The following is an 18,296-nucleotide window of genomic DNA, read 5'->3' as shown; positions in this document are numbered from 1 at the left end:
CAGTTCCTGCAACCGCGCTTCCAGTCGCAGTGCGGCTTGGTTGCAACGCCTGACCATATTAGAAGTCGCCCTCGCCATCGAAGACTGGTGTACGAGGACAAGTCCAAGCAGTGCAACTATCCCGAGCATCGGTGCCAAGGCTGCAAGCCCCGCGACTACGAGCAACACGGCCTGCACAATCAGAAGCAAGAGGAGCACGAGCAAAACAATCTGTCGAGCCCGACCTAACGATCGCCACCCCAACGCGATCCGTTTCATATCTGGCCCTTCCTAGCCTACGCATACTTCTGTCAGTGAAGTCACCCCGAAGCGAGGAGCCCTGCCTATCCGCGCCACAACTCGCCGACAGTCCCGGCACGGTGTATAGACGGAACACCCGTCCGCGATCCTCAGAAGGTTACCAGTTTTCTGGCTCTTCGCAGTTGAGGGTGCAGGGGTCCGGTTTCCAGATAGGGGTTGGGGTGGAAGTTCTCACACCGCAGGTCCAAAAGATCTCGACACGTTCAACACTGCCGTCGCCGCACCCTGCCTAGTTAGGTTCTGCCGTGTCGGGGACCGGTGTACGAGTGCCGTGGCGTCGAACGGACGCTGCGTGGTACCGTGACCCGTCTCCGAAACCTGATGCACTACATCGCGCGGAGTCTGCTCGGAGCAGGAGGGCTCAGCCCAGAGCTACATCGGCATCTGCGATGAGCCGCGTAGACATAGAGGGAATATCTATTTGGGAGGTCGATGGGCAGTATGGAAAATGAAGCGTCTGTCCCAGACAAGATACTTTTTAGCAATCTGGATGATTTTTCCTCGACCTCATCTTTGGGTAAACACCGGTGGTCTGGAGCGTTATCGCGCGGAATGAGCCTAGAGGCATTCGGCCTTAATCAGGGTTCCGATGTTCTTATTGTTTCGCTCCACGGCGCGACCGATCGAAAAAAATATAGCCTGCCCAGATTTGAAAGATTCGCCACTTTGAAAGAGACGGAATATAGCAGTCTCTATTTCAGTGATCCAACTCTTGGGCTGTCGAGGGATCTCGAGCTGGGGTGGTACACAGGGTGGCGTGGAATAAACGTTCACTATTGGCTGGCGGAATGGGCGAATAGAGTGGCCAGCGCCTTTGGCTGCTCAAAAATTGTTTTCTGTGGATCATCTGGAGGCGGGTTTGCCAGCTTGCAGGCGTCTTCCTACTTGCCAGGAAGTATCGCCGTCCCGTTCAATCCTCAAACGTCCGTGAACATGTATCTCGTCGACGGTGAACGTGATCACGCTCAACGTCGTTACTATCAGTATGTATATCCTGAGCTTATTCCTGGAGGATGGGCCGGTCGCGATCCAGGAAAGGACTGGACAGAAACGCTTAGCGGTTTAACCTCGGCGGTTCGAAAGTACGAGACACCTCTGGCTAACTACGTCTTCTATGTCCAGAATAAAAATGATTATATTCACGTAAGAGATCATAAGACCCCATTCATCGAGTGCGTGTCTTCGGTGAATAGTGAGAGCCACTTGAAGAGCCATTTCTATTTCGACGAATATGACGGACCTGCTGGGCACATAGTGCCCGATCGACCGCTTTACTTAAATAGCATCGCGAGAGCCTTGCGGTGGCACCAAGACGTTTCAGCAATGAGGACTGGGCGGCTCTAAGCTTCTGAGGTCTTTAAATGAAGCTGAATGTCGGCTATCACCGTTTCAACGTAGTTTGACATCGGCCGAGGCGAAAGTGGGTTACGCCTGTTTCTACGAAACCGGTGATGAGGAACTTTCATGCTGGGCGAAGACGCCCGCCTACTTCAGCTCGGCTCCACGGAGCTCTCCCGCGCCCCGCATCATTCCCAGCTGGGATCCGGCAGCAGGCCACCCGTCGACTCCTGATCGGCAGAGGGCATTGCTACCGTGGTGACTTCGTCCGACACAGCAGCCTCACCGGAGGCACTCCATCCTTCGCGTCTGTCTTCCCCCTGTCACAAGATGGAAGCTGCAGCTTCGACGGGGCTGCGACCCCGCACCGCGCTCCTGCGCCGCTCAGCGCCCGATACAACCCGAAGCTCGTCCGGGCCAGCCTGGTACGCAACCGCGAACGGCTGGGGCATGATGACATCATTCCAGACCAGCCCACTCGACTAGCCACCTCAGATGTCACCTATCCGTGCAGCAGGCCCTCACCTGCTACTACAGTAGAGCATGGTCACCACATACCGTCTAGCAACCTAGCGGACGTGACCATAGAGATTGAAAGCCTCCGACATGAGCTGGATGCGTTGCGGGCCGTGGTTGAACGACTCGCAAGCAAAGTGGCGCAAGCTGATTCTGCAGCCCTTCACGTGAGCCGCGGCAAGAACGTGAAGATTGCCACCGGAGTTCGCTTGATGGCGGCGTCGGAATCCCGAAAGATCTCACTTGGCGATGGTGTCTCAATCTACCGTGGCACCGAGATCCTCGGGCCAGTCACGGTCGGCTGGGGAACGTTCATCAATCGCGACGTTTACATCCGAGCAGAAACGAGCATCGGCTCCCGCGTGAATATCGGGGCATTCACTCGGCTAGTTACTGACGACCATGAACTTTCTGGGGCCGAACGACGGGCTGGTAAGTCCAGAGTCTTGCCGATCACGATCGGCGACGGTGTTTGGATCGGGACAGGCGTCACGATCGTCGGTGGAGTGAATATCGGTGCCAGCGCTGTCATCGGTGCTGGCGCCGTCGTCACTCGTGATGTTCCGCCGAACACTATCGTGGCAGGCGTCCCCGCTCGAGTTATCCGTGAGCTAGTTCGGAGTGACGACGGCGCCACATCGTGATACCGGGTCTCCACCGGCCGTCGCCCTTTGTGCGGTCGAACCCGATATCCGGCGGCCGTCTGATTCTGAGATCGACGGTCAACGATGTTCTGCGGAATGCGTACCGTGAGATGGCTTGCGACCATGAGACACCGATAAGACCAGAGCCGCAGTCCTCATCATCGTCGGTCAAGGACCCATCGCCTCGAGTTGTACTGACTCGGTGCACGCGAGTCTGACGTTCACGAAGCAAGTGAAATTCGGCGACGCTGTCTTTACTGGTCCGTCAAACCTCCGCTCCGATGACGGCGCTCACCGAAGCTCCTCAGCTCTGCTCGATCTGTGGAATCCGGCGCGCAAATCTGGGGGACGATTGATGAGCGCCGTCAACTCCGTCCAGAAACCGCATGTCGAGATGAAGAGTTCTGGGTAAGGCGTGACGGCGCGCGGTACGCCTGTACGGAGAGGTTGCAACAGAAGCTCACGTTGCTCCGGAGCTAATGCTTCTATGAACGTGTTGACTCGCCGTATTCTTGCAAAGCGGTGAACAGCGAGGTCAGCATGTCCACACTCTCGACAGGCAACTGTTTAGGCCCGGGCCTCGTTGCGTGCCCGACGCCCCAGCAATACCACGGTGGTTCCGCCAAGTACCAGAGCAAGACCTGTCGTCGCGACGCCAGAAGCGAACGCGGAGTCAATTCCGGTGATAGCCAGATCATCGGTCACGACGATGTCGACAAACGCTGAACCGCTGGTTGCCCCACGCACTTCGATCTGGTGCTTACCCATCTCAGTACCACCGGCGATTCCCACCGACAGTGCGAGATCACCGTTGGCGTCTGCCGTGGCATCCGTCAGCTTCCATGGCTGGGAGCGCAACCAGAGCTCGAGCTTCTCACCGGGCTGGAAGCCGCTGGCGTTCACCGTCACACTTGTCGCTGCTGGCACAGACGCGCTCGACAGACTCACCGTCGGCCTCGCCTGCACTGGAGCCGGAGCAGTCGTCTCAGCGGGGGCAGGCGTCTCTACCGGCTGTGGTGTCTCGGTCGGTTCAGACGGAACGGGCGTCTGGGTCGGAGCTGGACTCTCAGCAGGAACGGGCGTCGGCTCCGGCGAAGTCGTCGGAGTGGGTGTCGGTTCAGGCGACTTCGTAGGTTCCGGTGACTCGGTAGGAGTTGGAGACGGGTCGGGCGACTCGGTTGGTGTCGGTGACGGTGTTCCCTCGTCGCAAGACTCAGCAAAAGAAAAATCGCCTTCCGCGACGACCCTGCCGTCGACGGACCACTCGACATGGTGTGCGTCATCGTCAGCAATCTCCACCGATTTCGCGCGACCTTCGAACGCGATCCCAGGCTCGGCGACCCAGTGTTCAGACTCGCCGGCTTCACCATCGACAGCGATGAAAGACTCCACCGTAATCGCATCCAGCACGAACGTGCCACGAGCTTCCAGCCAGAAGCCCTCGTCTTCGCATTGCACAGCAAGAGTAGGTGTCACAGCATCCGTCGGCTCGGCGTGCGCGGGCGTCCCAAAGAACAGGCCGGTCACCGACAACGCGATCACACCCGCAAGTGACACAAAGCGCGCGCGGTGCGAGCGATGCGTGTCGCTGTTGCGGAGGTGTCGAATCATGATCGGCTCCTTTGAGACTTACTCGGATCCTAACCGCTAATCAGCACGGTTGGGCTCTGTGAGCGGTCCCAGGTGTCCGCCGTCCGTCAGAGAGGCAGCCGCACCGTCGGCGCGTCACCGGTCGCCCAGAAATCAGCATCCAGAACGCGGGTCACCGGGTCGGGCTCGGCCGGCGCATACGACTGCTGGTACTGCTCAGCACGCTGGCGCTGGATGGCCGCCGCGGCCGCACGGCGCTCCCACAGCTCACGCTCAATCTTGGTGCGGTCGCGGGCGTAGATCATCGCCCGCATGATCATCGCCAGCATCAGACCGATGTATCCGCCGATCGTGTTCGCGGCGACGTCCTGCAACGTCGAGACACGCTCGTCCAAAGCCATCCCCTGCGTGAACTCGATGGCGCCCGAGAACGCCGGCAACAGGAAGATCGCCAGCCACCACGCCTTGCGCGCAAGCGCCAGGCCCAGCAGGAACCCGAGCGGCACGAACATGCCGATATTCGCGCTGAACTCGAGCTTGTCGTAGCCGAACCACTCCGGAACACCGAAGTTGTGCAGCACCTTGAGCAGACGCGACGAGATGCTTCCGAACTCCAACTGCTGCGGGTTCGGCCACATCGTGACCAGCAGCACGAACGCCGAGTAGACCGCCAGCAGGAGCGTCGACACCCACATGCGGGCGTAGCTTCGCGGCGGCGGCGGGCCGACGTAGATTTCGCTCATGGTGCTCCTTCGGTGCGTCGTGCCCTTCGACAGGCTCAGGGAGCGGTGGTGTGGCTCAGGGAGCGGTGTGATGAAGGGCGAGGGCCATCGTATCCAGCGCAGATGGGGAACCGCTTAGTGGCGGCAATCTCCTGCGCACTGAGCTGTGCGGAATACATGATCCAATAGCTATGGCGACGAATGACGTGCCACTGACAATGGAAGAGAACGAACGAATGACAGTCGCAGGCACGTTGCGAACCGCAACCATTTCGGTGTTGCTCATCGTCGGGCTCGCCGGTTGCGCACCCGAACCCGCCGTGGCCGAAGGTGCGCCGCAGTCTCCGGCGATTGAGCCGGCGGATTCACCGCAACTCCCTCCAGCAGCTGCGACCACCTTTGTGTCGGTCATCGATGGCGACACCATCGAAACCAGCGAGGGAACCGTCCGGATCATCGGGATCGACACCCCTGAGCGCGGGCAGTGCGGCTACGACGAAGCCGCGATGCAGATCGGGTACCAGCTCTCGTCCGGTGACAGCCTTACCTTGGCTTTGCCACCAGGCCAGAACGACACCGACCGACACGGAAGGCTCCTCCGCTACGTCACCACGAACGCTGGTATCGACCTCGGCATGATGCAGCTGGAGTCCGGCTACGCGCTGGCCAGATACGACTCTTGGGACGGCTACCCCGCGCACCCCAATGAGGAGGCATACCGTTCCGCCCAGCTTGCCTCGCTGGATGCAGCCGGTGCAGTCATCACCACCTCCTGCCAGAGTGGTGCTCCACAGCCTGTGGCCCCCACTGCGGGTGATCGCTGGTGGGAGCAATTTTCATCCTGCACCAAGCTCAAGAAGAACACCGCAGGATTTCCCGTCGGGCCATTCAACCGTGACGATCCAGCCCAGGCAGAAGCCTACGAGTGGTTCGCGTACGGCACCGGCAACAACGGCGACGGCGACGGCGACGGACTCGCCTGCGAGTGATGCCATAGGCACACGGATGCTGCGCGTCATGGCACGCCATGCCGAGCAACGCGCACGCAGGTTCAGGGCGTAGCGTCCAGCATCCGGCACCCTTCGACAGGCTCAGGGCGCAGCATCCGGCATCCAGGAACGACAAAGGGGCCGAGCCCGAAGGCTCGACCCCTTTGACAACTAAAGAAACTTAGCTGTTGATCTTCGTGACCGTACCGGCGCCGACGGTGCGTCCACCCTCACGGATGGCGAAGCCGAGGCCCTCTTCCATAGCGATCGGCTGGATCAGCTCGACCGTCATGTCAGTGGTGTCACCAGGCATGACCATCTCGGTACCCTCAGGCAGCGAGATGACGCCGGTGACGTCGGTGGTGCGGAAGTAGAACTGCGGGCGGTAGTTCGTGTAGAACGGGTTGTGACGGCCACCCTCTTCCTTGGAAAGGATGTACGCGGTGCCCTCAAAGTTGGTGTGAGGGGTAACCGAACCCGGCTGAACGATGACCTGGCCACGCTCAACGTCTTCACGCTTCAGACCACGAAGCAGCAGACCACAGTTCTCGCCGGCCCATGCCTCGTCGAGCTGCTTGTGGAACATCTCGATACCAGTGACCGTGGTCTTCTGCGTCGCGCGGATGCCGACGATCTCGACCTCGGAGTTGATCTTGAGGGTTCCACGCTCGGCGCGGCCGGTGACGACGGTTCCACGACCGGTGATCGTGAAGACGTCCTCAACGGGCATCAGGAACGGCTTGTCGCGGTCACGCTCGGGGTCCGGAACGTTGTCGTCCACACCCTGCATGAGCTCGAGGATCGAGTTGACCCACTTCTCTTCGCCCTCGAGCGCCTTCAGCGCCGAGACCTGAACGACAGGAGCGTTGTCGCCGTCGAAGCCCTGGCTCGACAGCAGCTCACGAACCTCGAGCTCGACGAGCTCAAGGATCTCTTCGTCGTCGACCATGTCGGACTTGTTCAGCGCGACCATCAGGTACGGCACGCCGACCTGCTTGGCGAGCAGAACGTGCTCACGGGTCTGAGCCATCGGGCCGTCGGTAGCGGCAACCACGAGGATTGCGCCATCCATCTGAGCGGCACCGGTGATCATGTTCTTGACGTAGTCGGCGTGGCCGGGAGCGTCAACGTGCGCGTAGTGGCGCTTGGGGGTCTCGTACTCGATGTGCGAGATGTTGATCGTGATACCACGCTGGCGCTCTTCCGGCGCCGAGTCGATGGTAGCGAAGTCACGCTGCACGTTGGTGGCCGACGGGTACTTGTCAGCGAGCACCTTGGAGATGGCTGCGGACAGCGTCGTCTTGCCGTGGTCAACGTGACCGATGGTTCCGATGTTGACGTGCGGCTTGGTCCGCTCGAACTTGGCCTTGGCCACTGGGTCCTCCTCAGGACGTTCGTGTAGTGATTGCCGGGCACTGGTTTGTAACCGGTTCGCTACGGGGTTTAATTCTCAGTTTAGTAGAGAGATTGCGTGTGAAGTTGTGTGTTGTCCGGATGCTGCGCCCCTTGCCTTTGACAGGCTCAGGGCGCAGCATCCGAACGAAAGGGTTACTCGCCCTTGATCTTCTGGATGATCTCATCCGCTACGGCCCTGGGGACCTCAGCATAGGAGTCGAACTCCATCGAGTAAACAGCGCGACCCGAAGTCTTCGAGCGCAGGTCGCCGATGTATCCGAACATCTCGGACAGCGGAACCTGTGCGCGAACGATCTTGATGCCGGTGGAATCTTCCATCGACTGGATCTGGCCACGACGCGAGTTCAGGTCGCCGATGACGTCGCCCATGTACTCCTCGGGCGTACGAACCTCAACGGCCATCAGCGGCTCAAGCAGAACCGGGTTGGCACGGCGCAGAGCTTCCTTCATACCGATCGAGCCCGCGATCTTGAACGCCATTTCAGACGAGTCAACATCGTGTGCAGCACCATCGACGATGGTCGCCTTGACGCCCACGATCGGGAAGCCGGCGAGCACGCCGACGTTCATCGCATCCTGGAAACCAGCATCGATCGAACCGATGTACTCACGCGGGATGCGACCACCCGTGACCGAGTTCACGAACTCGTAGGTCTTGTCAGCATCCAGCGCAAGCGGCTCGATGTTGAACTGGATCTTCGCGAACTGACCCGAACCACCGGTCTGCTTCTTGTGCGTGTAGTCGTGCTTCTCGACGGCCTTCTTGATCGTCTCGCGGTAAGCCACCTGCGGCTTGCCGACGTTGGCCTCAACGTTGAACTCGCGCTTCATGCGGTCAACGAGGATGTCGAGGTGCAGCTCGCCCATGCCCTTGATGGTCGTCTGACCAGTCTCGGGGTTGAGCTCGGTGCGGAAGGTCGGGTCCTCTTCAGCGAGCTTCTGGATGGCAACACCCAGCTTCTCCTGGTCGGCCTTCGTCTTCGGCTCGATAGCAACCTCGATAACCGGATCCGGGAACGTCATCGACTCGAGGACGACCGGAGCGGCGATGTCAGTCAGGGTGTCACCGGTGGTGGTGTCCTTCAGACCGATGACCGCGTAGATGTTACCTGCGGTGACCGAGGGAACCGGGTTCTCCTTGTTGGCGTGCATCTGGAAGATCTTCCCGATGCGCTCCTTCTTGCCCTTGGTCGAGTTGGTGACCTGCGAGCCGGAGTCCAGGTGGCCCGAGTACACGCGAATGTAGGTGAGGCGACCGAAGAACGGGTGCACAGCAACCTTGAACGCCAGGGCCGCGAACGGGTCCTCGGAGCTCGGGTTGCGCTTGACGATCGTGTCGTAGTCCTTCGGGTCGTGTGCCTCAATGGCACCGACGTCGAGGGGGTTCGGCAGGTAGTCGATGACAGCATCCAGCATCGGCTGAACGCCACGGTTCTTGAACGCCGAACCACACAGCACCGGGTAGATCTCGCTGTTGACGACCATCTTGCGGATGGCGCCCTTGATCTCGGCGACCGTGAGGTCTTCGCCACCGAAGAACTTCTCCAGAAGCGCGTCGTCGGTCTCGGCGACGGTCTCGAGGAGGCGCTGACGGTACTCCGCAGCCTTCTCCTTGAGGTCCTCCGGGATCTCCTGCACTTCGTAAGAAGCACCCATGGTCACGTCACCCTTGGAGTCACCCTCCCAGACGAGTGCACGCATCTCGACGAGGTCAACGACCCCGAGGAAGTCGCTCTCTGCACCGATCGGGAGCTGGATGACGAGGGGCTTTGCGCCGAGGCGGTTGACGATCGTGTCGACCGTGTAATAGAAGTCAGCGCCGAGCTTGTCCATCTTGTTGACGAAGCAGATACGCGGAACGTTGTACTTGTCAGCCTGACGCCACACGGTCTCGGACTGGGGCTCAACGCCCTCCTTGCCGTCGAACACGGCAACAGCGCCATCGAGCACGCGCAGCGAACGCTCCACCTCAACGGTGAAGTCGACGTGGCCGGGGGTGTCGATGATGTTGATCTGGTTGTTGTTCCAGAAGCAGGTCACGGCGGCAGACGTGATCGTGATGCCGCGCTCCTTCTCCTGCTCCATCCAGTCAGTCGTCGCGCCACCATCGTGCGTCTCGCCCAGCTTGTGGTTGACGCCCGTGTAGAACAGGATGCGCTCGGTCGTCGTGGTCTTGCCAGCATCGATGTGCGCCATGATGCCGATGTTGCGGACCTTGCTCAGGTCGGTGAGCACGTCTTGTGCCACAGGAGTGTCCTTTTCTATCTAGCAGTGCAACTGCGAAAGTTTGGGGGCTTCAACAGGCTCAGGTAGGGCAAGCCCGGTCCCTGAGCCTGTTGAAGGATTACCAGCGGTAGTGAGCGAACGCGCGGTTCGACTCGGCCATCTTGTGAGTGTCCTCACGACGCTTGACTGCAGCGCCCAGGCCGTTCGAGGCATCCAGAATCTCGTTCTGGAGACGCTCGGTCATCGTCTTCTCACGGCGACCCTTGGCGTAGCTGACAAGCCAGCGCAGCGCGAGGGTGTTGGCACGGTGAGGCTTGACCTCAACCGGCACCTGGTAGGTCGAGCCACCAACGCGGCGGCTGCGAACCTCAAGAGTCGGGCGCACGTTGTCGAGCGCCTTCTTCAGGGTGGCGACAGCGTCCTCGTTGTTCTTCGCCTCGACGCCGCGGAGGGCGCCGTAGACGATGGACTCAGCGAGCGACTTCTTGCCGTCAACGAGAATCTTGTTGACGAGCGAGGTGACGATCGGTGCGCCGTATACGGGATCGTTGACGACGGGGCGCTTCGGGGCGGGACCCTTACGAGGCATCTAACTCAACCCTTCTTCGCACCGTAGCGGGAACGAGCCTGCTTACGGTTCTTGACAGCCTGGGTGTCCAGGGCGCCACGGACGATCTTGTAACGCACACCGGGGAGGTCCTTAACACGACCGCCGCGGACGAGCACGAGCGAGTGCTCCTGCAGGTTGTGGCCCTCACCGGGAATGTAAGCGGTGACCTCTGCGCCGTTACGAAGCTTCACACGAGCGACCTTGCGCATCGCCGAGTTCGGCTTCTTCGGGGTGGTGGTGTAGACGCGGGTGCATACCCCGGCCTGCTGCGGGTTCGACTTGAGCGCTGGCGCCTTGGTCTTAGTGACCTTGGGCGAGCGTCCCTTGCGAACCAACTGCTGAATAGTTGGCACGTTCTCTCCTCATAGTGCTGCACGGTGACAGCGTGATGGGTTTCACATCAAACCCACCGGCGCAGGCGGAACCGCCTGAGCTTTTGGTGTGGTGGGTATGCCGTGGGGGCTGACCGGTATGGACCGGAGCCCGTGTGCAGGCACGCCGAGACGTGCACACACCTGATCAAGTGTAATGCCGCGTAATGGATGCGGTCAAATGGCGGGAGGGGAGATGTGCTACGGCCCGCGGGGGCGGGGCTAGTGGTGGGGCTGGGGCGACGAGACATGGCTTGCCGCATGAGAAACGTCGTAGGAACACCTTTCTCATGCAGTTAGGTGTTTCTCGCGGCGGGTGGGGTCGGCGGGAGGGGTCCGGGCGGCGGTGGGCCGACTCGCGGCTGGCGCCGCGGTGGCCGTGAGAAGTTTCCCCGGCCCCGCAGGCTCTGAGCCATTGCCGAGTCAGGGTCGACAAGCTATATTGGTAGCGCCTCCCGTTACGACGGGTCGGGAAGAAGGCCTTAGAAACCCAGCCGGACGACTGGATCTAGGGCCTTTCGCTTGCTTCAGGACAAAAGCGATTCCCCAGTCGACTTATGGATGAGGAACGTCGAAGACAGCGCCTCCAAATGCTCCTCAATCCCCAGATGCGTGGAATTGATCGCACCGAGAATCGCATCCGCGATCCATAGCAATGGCTCGTCGCCCCCGCGAAGATGTTTGATGCGCACCCGCTGCTCCAGCCCTTGACCTTGCAGGGCCACGATGTGGCCTCGATCACTGCTGTCTTGATGTCGCCCGCGGCTCTCCAAAGTCAGGTCATAGATTTTCATGCCAACCATCTCGTAGTAGAGATCCTCAAGACATTTGCGCCGAAACCGTTCGGTCTTCCGCTGGCGTCTGCTGACATGAGTGACCACAACGTTCACCGTCTCGAGCTCACACAGCCGTTGGATGATCACTCGCCTGCGCGACTCGCTTTCATCTGTCCAGTGCAGCTTGATCTGCCCAGGAAGCAGGAGTGGACGAAGAGCCTCACGCACGGCATCACATCGGTCAGCCGGAATGAGCACGGCCGCGATCATGTACTCCTGAAGTTCGTCCCCGCGCGCAGCCGAGGATTCGTCGATGAACGCACGGAAGGGTTCCAGCGGCGGCATCCGTTCACGTTAGCGCCGATCGCGAAAGCGGCATCACATCCATCCACAGCCCCAAGATTCCTATCTGTGCCTGCACCAACAGTGCGAGTCAATGGTGCGGCGACGAGACATGGCTTGCCGCATGAGAAAGGTCGTAGGAACACCTTTCTCATGCAGTTAGGTGTTTCTCGCGGCGGCGGGGGTCGGCGGGAGGGGCCGGGCGGCGGCCCAGCTCACCGCAGGTCGCGGATGCGGGCGGCCACGGTCGAGGCGTCCCCACTGCGCCGCTCGTACGTGACGGCGATGATGAGCAGCACCGCTCCGATCACGGCGAGGGTGATCCACCACGGCATCGACTCCACGCCGCGGCCGATCTGCACCGCGAAGACGAAGATGTTCTCGATCGGCAGCACCAGCATCCCGAGGATGAACGGTGCGGCCAAGCGGCGCCCTGCTCCGACCATGATCGCAGCGAGCGCAAGCACCATCACCAGGATCGCGCGCCACGTCAGCGGATCGGTGAACGTCGCCACGATCGAGGCGCTCATCATCGTCACGATGCCCGGAGCCAGCAGCGCCCACGACGACCGGAAGCCCAGCGGCCACGAGTTCACGCTGCCACCGCCCGCATCCGCCGGCGCGTGCCGCAGCGCGTGCACACCCGCGGCCAGCAGGAACAGCCCCAGTGGCAGCGAGAACCACTCCACCCGCAGATCGCGCGGACTCCACGCCACCACCGCCGTGACGAATGCGACGCCGAACAGGAACCACACCGGCGGCAGTGTCGTCTGCCCGGCCCGCCCACTCCGCCCGGCCCGCACCGCAGCCACGAGCATCAGCGCGAGCAGCCCGACCATCAACGCCCACATCAGCCAGATCGATCCCCAGTCGCGTTCGATCGCGTTCCAGGTTCCTGCGGCGAGCGCGAGGACTGCGGGTGCCAGCATCCATCGCGTGCGGCGAAGCCCCGACGATGCTGGCGATGAGCGACGGATGCCGCGTCCCGCCAGTGCCAGGATGATCGCCGCGAGCGCCGACACTCCGAAGCATGCGAAGAACAGCGCCACCCCATGCAGCACGGTGATCTCAGGCATCCGAATGCCCTGCACCGGCCCCGCGATCGCGGCAACGCCGGCGGCGACCAGGGTCGGGCGTACGAGCATCCGGAGCCGGGCAATGCGCAACCGGCGCCCGAGCCGGGCGAGCCCCCAGCCGAGGCCGAGCAGCACTCCCCCGGCTGTCAGCAGTGCGATTGCGCGCCACGGGACCTGTGCTGCGGTGCGGGCATCCGGTTCGATGAGCACGAGCAGCGCGAGGCTGGGCAGCAGTGCAATGGCGAGGCCGGTGGAGTAAAGGCCGCGGACTTCCACACCGCGCGCGGCCAGGATCGCAGCGGTCACCGCTGCGGCGAGCGCGGGCGGCAGCAGATATGCCTCGAGCAGATCGACGCCGTTCATGGTCCACACGCACCACAGTGCTCCGGTGAATGCGGCTCCGGCCACCCACCATCCGTACCGGCGGCGGGTGAATGCGGCACTGGCCGCCGAGCCGACGCCGAGGATCACCAGCACGAGGAAGGTCGTCCCCAACCCCGCGGCTTCGCGGGCGAGTGCGAGGCCTGTGGCGATCACGCAGGTCAGCAGGGCGGATGCTTCGATCGCGATACGTACGGATGCCGCAGCATCCGCCGGCAAACCGTTCGTCCGCAGCGCGTCGCGGATGAGCGTGGTGCTCGGCAGCACGAGCGCGACGATCGCGGCAATGATCGGCAGCGTCACCGGCGACGCGCTGACCGCGAGCACCTGTGCCCCGAGGCAGACTACGACGACGGCGACCGTGGGTACGAGCATCCCTGCCGCGATGGTGCGCAGCACGATGCCGAGGCCTGGCCGCCGGGTCAGCAGCAACGACAGCGCGAGGGCGAACATGAGGGCGGTCGACAGGGCGGTCCAGCCGCTGCGCTCGAAGACCACCTGCACGATTCCGGCGGCAAACGGCACGGCCGTCACCACCAGCACCGCGTGCCAGCTGCGCGAGCCGATGCGCGGGATGAACGTCACCACGATCGCGCTCACCAGAGCAGCGGATGCCACGAGGCACAGCACGGCGATGCTTCCGAGCGGTGGGAATCCGAGCGCCTGCGGCAGACTCTGCGCGAGCGCCTGAGCGAGGCAGATGAGCGCATAAGCGAAGCCGACGCCGACGTGCAGGAATCGGATGCCGGAGGGCAGAGTCCGACTCGCCAGCACGAGAACCGCGAGGATGCCGATGCCAGCGACGGGAGCCGACACGGGATCGAGCCACGAGATGAGAGTTGCAACGGCGATGCCCGCGTGGATCGCCGCGATGAGCGTGGCCGTGTTGGCGGTGACCGTGTTGGCGGTGACCGTGTTGGCTGTGACCGTGTTGGCGGATGTCGCGGGGCTGAGCCGGGCGGCGATGCTGGCGGATGCCTCGGGCTTGGGCCGCGTGGCCGTGTTGGCGGATGCTGCGCGCCTGGGCCGGGCGGTGAGGAGGGCTGCGGCGGCCGCCGCGGCTGCGCCGAGGACGACCACCAGGCGCGCCGGGAGCGGCAACAGGTTGCTGCACGCCAGGGTCAGGACGGCGAGTGCGGCCGAGGCGATCGCGAGCACATCGGTGGACGCGGTGAAGTGCAGGAGCGGGTGCCGGGTGGGGGTTGGTGTTGGGATGGCGGCGGTTGGGGTTGAGGTGGCGGCGGGCGACACTGCGGCAACGGCGGTAGTGGCGGTGCGCGCGGTGGTCGGCGCGGCGGCAGCGACAGCGGCGGTGGCGGTGGCGGCATCCGAATCCGCGGCCCTGAGCTGGGCGATCCGATCACGGGTGAGCCCGCCGAACAGGGCGAGGCCCGCGGCGATGCCGACCATACCGATCAGCGCGGCCATCCCCCAGGTGTCGTTCACGACCACAGGCGCGGAACCGCGCACCACATCGGCGAGAGCATCGACGGCTGTGGTTGCGGCGTAGACCAGCGGCATCAGTGCGATCGCGCCGATGACGATGAGGCTTCCGAGCGAGAGCGCGAAGCGCACAACCGAACGCGGCAGCGGGGTTGCCGCGAGCAGGGCGAGTCCGAATGCGGCAGTTGCCGGGACGGCAGCGGGCAGCCAGACCGCCGCGAGGTCAGCGACCGGGGATGTGACCGCGACCGTCAGGGCCGTCGTCGCGGCACCTCCGGCGACCAGACTCCACCAGTGCCGCAGCAGGTGTCGCGACGCGAACACCGCGTGCGCGGCAACCAGGGCGAGCACGAGGCTGATGCTCAGCAGCATCCCGATCCCTCCGAAGGCGGACCAGGCACCCACCACCGCGAGCGGCACGGCGGTGAGCGTGACGATGATCTGCACGGCGGTGAGCATGCGCGGCGCGATGCGCGGCCAGAACTCGATGAGGACGGCGGCGAGGAAGGCTGTGCCGAGGTGTCCCACGGCAGCGAAGAATCCGGAACCTGCGCCGCTCGCGAAACCTGCCGCGTATCCGAGCTGCGCCGGCACGAGCGCCGCTCCGATCAGCGCGGCCCACCGCCAGACGCGCACGTGCGACAGCTTTCCGGCGGCGAACATCACGCCGCTCGCGCCGGCCGTCACACCCGCAGAGATCAGCCATGTGGATGCTGTCGAGCCCCCGAGCTGCGCAAACGAATACACATCGAGCGCCACGAAGACGAGCCCGAGCGCGCCGACAGCTTCGGCGGAGAACTGCAGGCCGCGGCGGGCGAGCAGCCACGCGCCGCCCAGGAAGATCAACGTCACAAGGCCCACCACGACGCTGCGGGTCGCACGGTCGGACAGCTCGGGGTTGAGGAAGGTGAAGATCAGCGCAGCGATCGCGAAGAGTCCAGCGCCCGCGATCGCCAGGACCGACTGCACCGTCGCGCTCTGGCGGGGAGCGGCAGCATCCGCTCGCTGGGCGGCGGGGGCAGTGGCCGCAGCATCAAACTCCGATCGCTGAGCGTTGGGGGCAGGGACAGAGTCCGCTCGCTGGGCGGCGGGGGCAGAGACAGAGTCCACTCGCTGAACCGCGGGCGGAGCGTCAACGCCCGATCGCTGAGCGTTGCCAGCGGCGCCCGTGGCCGCAGCGTCAAAGTCCGATCGCTGAGCTTGTCGAAGCGTCGGATGGAGTCCGCCGCCGACAGCACCCCGAGCGGCAGCGTCCCTAGTCACAGCACCCGCGACAGCATCCACTGAAGCGCCCATGCGCGGGATGCGCTCGATCAGCTGATTGCGTCCGCGGATCGCGGCGGCGGCCGACACCGACGCGGCCCACACCTCAGATGCGGCGGAGCCGCGGAGGTCCGCGCCGCAGTGGGCGCAGCATCCACTCTCCAAGCGCCGCGAGGCGCACACCGGGCAGACGGCGCCGTCGAGGAGATGGCGGGCGACGGCTTCGCCCCAGCTGACAGTTTCGGAAACGGCAGTCATCACAATCCCTCTTCCTCGTCGGGGATCCAGCGGAGAATGTCGCCGGGCTGGCATTCGAGCACGCGGCAGATGGCCTCGAGCGTTGTGAAGCGTACGGCTTTGGCGCGTCCGTTCTTGAGCACAGCGACGTTCGCGGGGGTGATGCCGATGGCATCCGCGAATTCCTGCACGCTCATCTTCTTGCGCGCGAGTTGCACGTCCAGGTCTATGACGATGGGCATCAGACGACCTCGGACATGTCCTGCTCGAGCTCGAGCGCCTTGCGTAGGAGCCCGCGCAGGACCAGGACGAGCAATGCGAGCGCGGCACTCACGACGATGCCGAGGATCGCGAGCAGGGTGAGCGACAACGAGACGGCGCGACTGGCGATAATCACGGCGTACGAGACGGCGATGAGCGCGCCGGCCGCAGCCAATGCCCAGAGGATGATGTCGACGTATCGGAAGGCGTCAGGGCTGAAGATCCGCTCGGCACGCACGAGCGAGAGCAGCTTCCATACGCAGATCAGCGTCACTTCGACGAGGGCGAGGAAGATGATGGCGCCGATGATTCCCGGAATCTCAAGGTGGTCGACGTCAGGGTTGCGGATCGCCGTGATGCGGGCGACCTCGGGGATCACCAGCACCTGGCTCGTCAGGAGGAGCCCGAGCATGACGGCGATAAGAGTTTTGAGCGCGGCAGTCACACGGGGTTGCATCAATCTACCTATCGATAAGCGGCTGGTATCTATCGAAAAACGATAGCCTGTGGATGCTGGAGACCCCAAGCCCGCACGCACGTTCCCAGGGAAGTGTCAGGTGCGGCAGCATCCGGTCGCCTCGCGCGGTGCGGCACGCACGGCGCGGCGCGGCGCGGCACGGCACGGCACGGCGCGGCACGGGGCCGCACCCGCGAGTCGCTGCTTGCAGCACCAATCACACACTGCGGCGTGCGGACTCGCGACGCAGCATCCGACTCGCGGCAGAAGTGCGGACTCGCGGCGAAGTGCTTACTCGCGGCGAGGTGCCTACTCGCGGCGAGGTGTTGACTCGCAGCCGAAGTGCCGACTCACGCCGAGGTGCTTACTCGCGGCGAAGCGTTGACTCGCGGCCAAAGTGCGGACTCGCGACGTAGCATCCGACTCGCAGCCGAAGCGCCGACTCACGCCGAAGTGCTTACTCGCGACGCAGCATCCGCCCCGCGGCCGAAACGCCGACTCGCGGCGCAGCACCCGACTCGCGTCGAGGTGCTTACTCGCGCCGAAGCGTTGACGCGCGGCGACCTATCCGCGCGAGCGCCGGGTCCGCCGCTACGGGGTATCCGGCCCGAACGGAGAGTCCAGCGAGTCCGTCAGCTCGGCGAGCATCGCCTCGATCTGCGGCTCGACGTACTGCGAGATCGCGGCCTGAACGTGCAGGCGATGGCGAAGCAGGATGCCGCAGATCTCGCGACCGACCAGATTCGCGTACTCATCGGCGAGGCCGACCTCCTGCCGCAGCGCGGCCTTCGCCTCCTCGCTCAGCGGCGGAAGCGGCGGCAACTCTTGGCTGTCGACGTCCGCAAGACCCGCGATGGTGAAGAGGAACGGCGCCCCGGGGGTCGGTTCCGGATCAAGCGGCATGCCCTCGAACTCCGGCGACAAGTCCTCGGCCGGACGGTAGCTGCGCGCCCGATTCCGCGCCGCCTGCTGATCCAGCTCCGACTGAAGCATCGGCAGATTTCCAGCGGTGTACGCGGCAACGGCATGATCGACGATCCGCTTGATGCGCGTGGACAGGCCGTGCTGCACGCCGTGCGGAGCATTCGCCCCGATCCCCGCCGCAGACAGCACGGGCGAGCCGAGGCAGAGACGGCACGGCGCGACGCGTCCGCGGTAGGTGGCCGGCTCCCAGCGCGGCACCCAGCGCAACCAGGCATCCACCGCCCGGTCGACTTGCGTCTCTATTGACCGCTCCACGGTTCCAGCGTACGGCGATCTGCCCAAACAGCCGAGATTTCAGCGGATCAGACGCGGAACAAGCGATGCGGATCAGTAGAGTAGGTTATATATTCCCAT

General features: G+C 63.5%; 14 protein-coding genes. 3 read left to right on the top strand and 11 right to left on the bottom strand.

The annotated features are described in order from the left end of the window. The first annotated feature begins 732 nt into the window (after nucleotides 1–732). Together ACSU1L_RS15005 and ACSU1L_RS15000 are read left to right on the top strand one after the other, a co-directional pair. Nucleotides 733–1,644, top strand: a complete 912-nt coding sequence (locus tag ACSU1L_RS15005) for a hypothetical protein (protein WP_439256331.1) — start codon at nucleotides 733–735, stop codon at nucleotides 1,642–1,644. Between the two features lie 572 nt (nucleotides 1,645–2,216). After that, complete coding sequence (locus ACSU1L_RS15000; protein ID WP_439256330.1) at nucleotides 2,217–2,798, top strand: acyltransferase; 582 nt, start codon at nucleotides 2,217–2,219, stop codon at nucleotides 2,796–2,798. A gap of 567 nt (nucleotides 2,799–3,365) precedes the next feature. Here ACSU1L_RS15000 and ACSU1L_RS14995 read toward each other — a convergent pair. Together ACSU1L_RS14995 and ACSU1L_RS14990 are read right to left on the bottom strand one after the other, a co-directional pair. Beyond that, nucleotides 3,366–4,409: a hypothetical protein gene (locus ACSU1L_RS14995; RefSeq protein WP_439256329.1), complete on the bottom strand. Its 1,044-nt coding sequence runs from the start codon at nucleotides 4,407–4,409 to the stop codon at nucleotides 3,366–3,368. Nucleotides 4,410–4,495: 86 nt separating this feature from the next. Further along, a complete protein-coding gene (locus ACSU1L_RS14990; RefSeq protein ID WP_439256328.1) occupies nucleotides 4,496–5,131 on the bottom strand; it encodes a VanZ family protein in 636 nt (211 codons plus the stop codon). Nucleotides 5,132–5,301: 170 nt separating this feature from the next. On the opposite strand from ACSU1L_RS14990, the gene ACSU1L_RS14985 reads away from it, so the two are divergent. After that, nucleotides 5,302–6,099 (top strand): thermonuclease family protein, encoded by a 798-nt coding sequence (locus ACSU1L_RS14985; RefSeq protein ID WP_439256327.1) that lies wholly within the window; start codon nucleotides 5,302–5,304, stop codon nucleotides 6,097–6,099. Nucleotides 6,100–6,280: 181 nt separating this feature from the next. On the opposite strand, the gene tuf is transcribed toward ACSU1L_RS14985, so the two are convergent. The 9 genes from tuf to ACSU1L_RS14940 all read right to left on the bottom strand — a co-directional run bounded on the left by tuf (nucleotide 6,281) and on the right by ACSU1L_RS14940 (nucleotide 18,197). Further along, the gene (gene tuf, locus ACSU1L_RS14980; protein ID WP_438255688.1) at nucleotides 6,281–7,474 is read right to left on the bottom strand and encodes an elongation factor Tu; all 1,194 of its coding nucleotides are present in this window, start codon (nucleotides 7,472–7,474) and stop codon (nucleotides 6,281–6,283) included. Nucleotides 7,475–7,647: 173 nt separating this feature from the next. Further along, entirely contained in the window at nucleotides 7,648–9,762 is a 2,115-nt protein-coding gene (gene fusA, locus ACSU1L_RS14975; RefSeq protein ID WP_439256326.1) for an elongation factor G, read from the bottom strand. A 97-nt stretch (nucleotides 9,763–9,859) separates the two neighbouring features. Further along, on the bottom strand, nucleotides 9,860–10,330 hold the full coding sequence (gene rpsG / locus ACSU1L_RS14970) for a 30S ribosomal protein S7 (protein ID WP_438255690.1): 471 nt from the start codon (nucleotides 10,328–10,330) through the stop codon (nucleotides 9,860–9,862). A gap of 5 nt (nucleotides 10,331–10,335) precedes the next feature. Continuing rightward, nucleotides 10,336–10,704, bottom strand: coding sequence for a 30S ribosomal protein S12 (rpsL, locus tag ACSU1L_RS14965; protein ID WP_033106047.1), 369 nt, complete (start codon nucleotides 10,702–10,704; stop codon nucleotides 10,336–10,338). A gap of 545 nt (nucleotides 10,705–11,249) precedes the next feature. After that, nucleotides 11,250–11,843 carry a hypothetical protein gene (locus tag ACSU1L_RS14960; protein ID WP_438255691.1) on the bottom strand — a complete coding sequence of 198 codons (594 nt, stop codon included), beginning with the start codon at nucleotides 11,841–11,843 and terminating at the stop codon, nucleotides 11,250–11,252. A 212-nt stretch (nucleotides 11,844–12,055) separates the two neighbouring features. After that, on the bottom strand, nucleotides 12,056–16,261 hold the full coding sequence (locus tag ACSU1L_RS14955) for an SCO7613 C-terminal domain-containing membrane protein (protein ID WP_439256325.1): 4,206 nt from the start codon (nucleotides 16,259–16,261) through the stop codon (nucleotides 12,056–12,058). Then, the gene (locus ACSU1L_RS14950) at nucleotides 16,261–16,482 is read right to left on the bottom strand and encodes a helix-turn-helix domain-containing protein (RefSeq protein WP_438255693.1); all 222 of its coding nucleotides are present in this window, start codon (nucleotides 16,480–16,482) and stop codon (nucleotides 16,261–16,263) included. Before ACSU1L_RS14950 ends, ACSU1L_RS14955 begins: the two co-directional genes overlap by 1 nt. Next, the gene (locus ACSU1L_RS14945; RefSeq protein WP_439256324.1) at nucleotides 16,482–16,958 is read right to left on the bottom strand and encodes a DUF2975 domain-containing protein; all 477 of its coding nucleotides are present in this window, start codon (nucleotides 16,956–16,958) and stop codon (nucleotides 16,482–16,484) included. The genes ACSU1L_RS14950 and ACSU1L_RS14945 overlap by 1 nt, the downstream gene beginning before the upstream one ends. A gap of 591 nt (nucleotides 16,959–17,549) precedes the next feature. After that, a complete protein-coding gene (locus ACSU1L_RS14940; RefSeq protein WP_438255695.1) occupies nucleotides 17,550–18,197 on the bottom strand; it encodes a spermidine/putrescine ABC transporter substrate-binding protein in 648 nt (215 codons plus the stop codon). Between the last annotated feature and the right edge of the window lie 99 nt (nucleotides 18,198–18,296).

The sequence above is a fragment of the Microbacterium sp. A94 genome (assembly GCF_051842855.1).
In the GTDB taxonomy this organism is placed as follows: Bacteria; Actinomycetota; Actinomycetes; order Actinomycetales; family Microbacteriaceae; genus Microbacterium.
This window is presented reverse-complemented; position numbering and strand designations above follow the sequence as displayed.

Excerpts from the sequence above, each read along its gene's own strand:
- ACSU1L_RS15005 (WP_439256331.1), top strand. The coding sequence starts at position 733 with ATGGGCAGTATGGAAAATGAAGCGTCTGTCCCAGACAAGATACTTTTT.
- ACSU1L_RS14995 (WP_439256329.1), bottom strand. The coding sequence starts at position 4,409 with ATGATTCGACACCTCCGCAACAGCGACACGCATCGCTCGCACCGCGCG.
- ACSU1L_RS14990 (WP_439256328.1), bottom strand. The coding sequence starts at position 5,131 with ATGAGCGAAATCTACGTCGGCCCGCCGCCGCCGCGAAGCTACGCCCGC.
- ACSU1L_RS14985 (WP_439256327.1), top strand. The coding sequence starts at position 5,302 with ATGGCGACGAATGACGTGCCACTGACAATGGAAGAGAACGAACGAATG.
- rpsG (WP_438255690.1), bottom strand. The coding sequence starts at position 10,330 with ATGCCTCGTAAGGGTCCCGCCCCGAAGCGCCCCGTCGTCAACGATCCC.
- ACSU1L_RS14960 (WP_438255691.1), bottom strand. The coding sequence starts at position 11,843 with ATGCCGCCGCTGGAACCCTTCCGTGCGTTCATCGACGAATCCTCGGCT.
- ACSU1L_RS14955 (WP_439256325.1), bottom strand. The coding sequence starts at position 16,261 with ATGACTGCCGTTTCCGAAACTGTCAGCTGGGGCGAAGCCGTCGCCCGC.
- ACSU1L_RS14950 (WP_438255693.1), bottom strand. The coding sequence starts at position 16,482 with ATGCCCATCGTCATAGACCTGGACGTGCAACTCGCGCGCAAGAAGATG.
- ACSU1L_RS14945 (WP_439256324.1), bottom strand. The coding sequence starts at position 16,958 with ATGCAACCCCGTGTGACTGCCGCGCTCAAAACTCTTATCGCCGTCATG.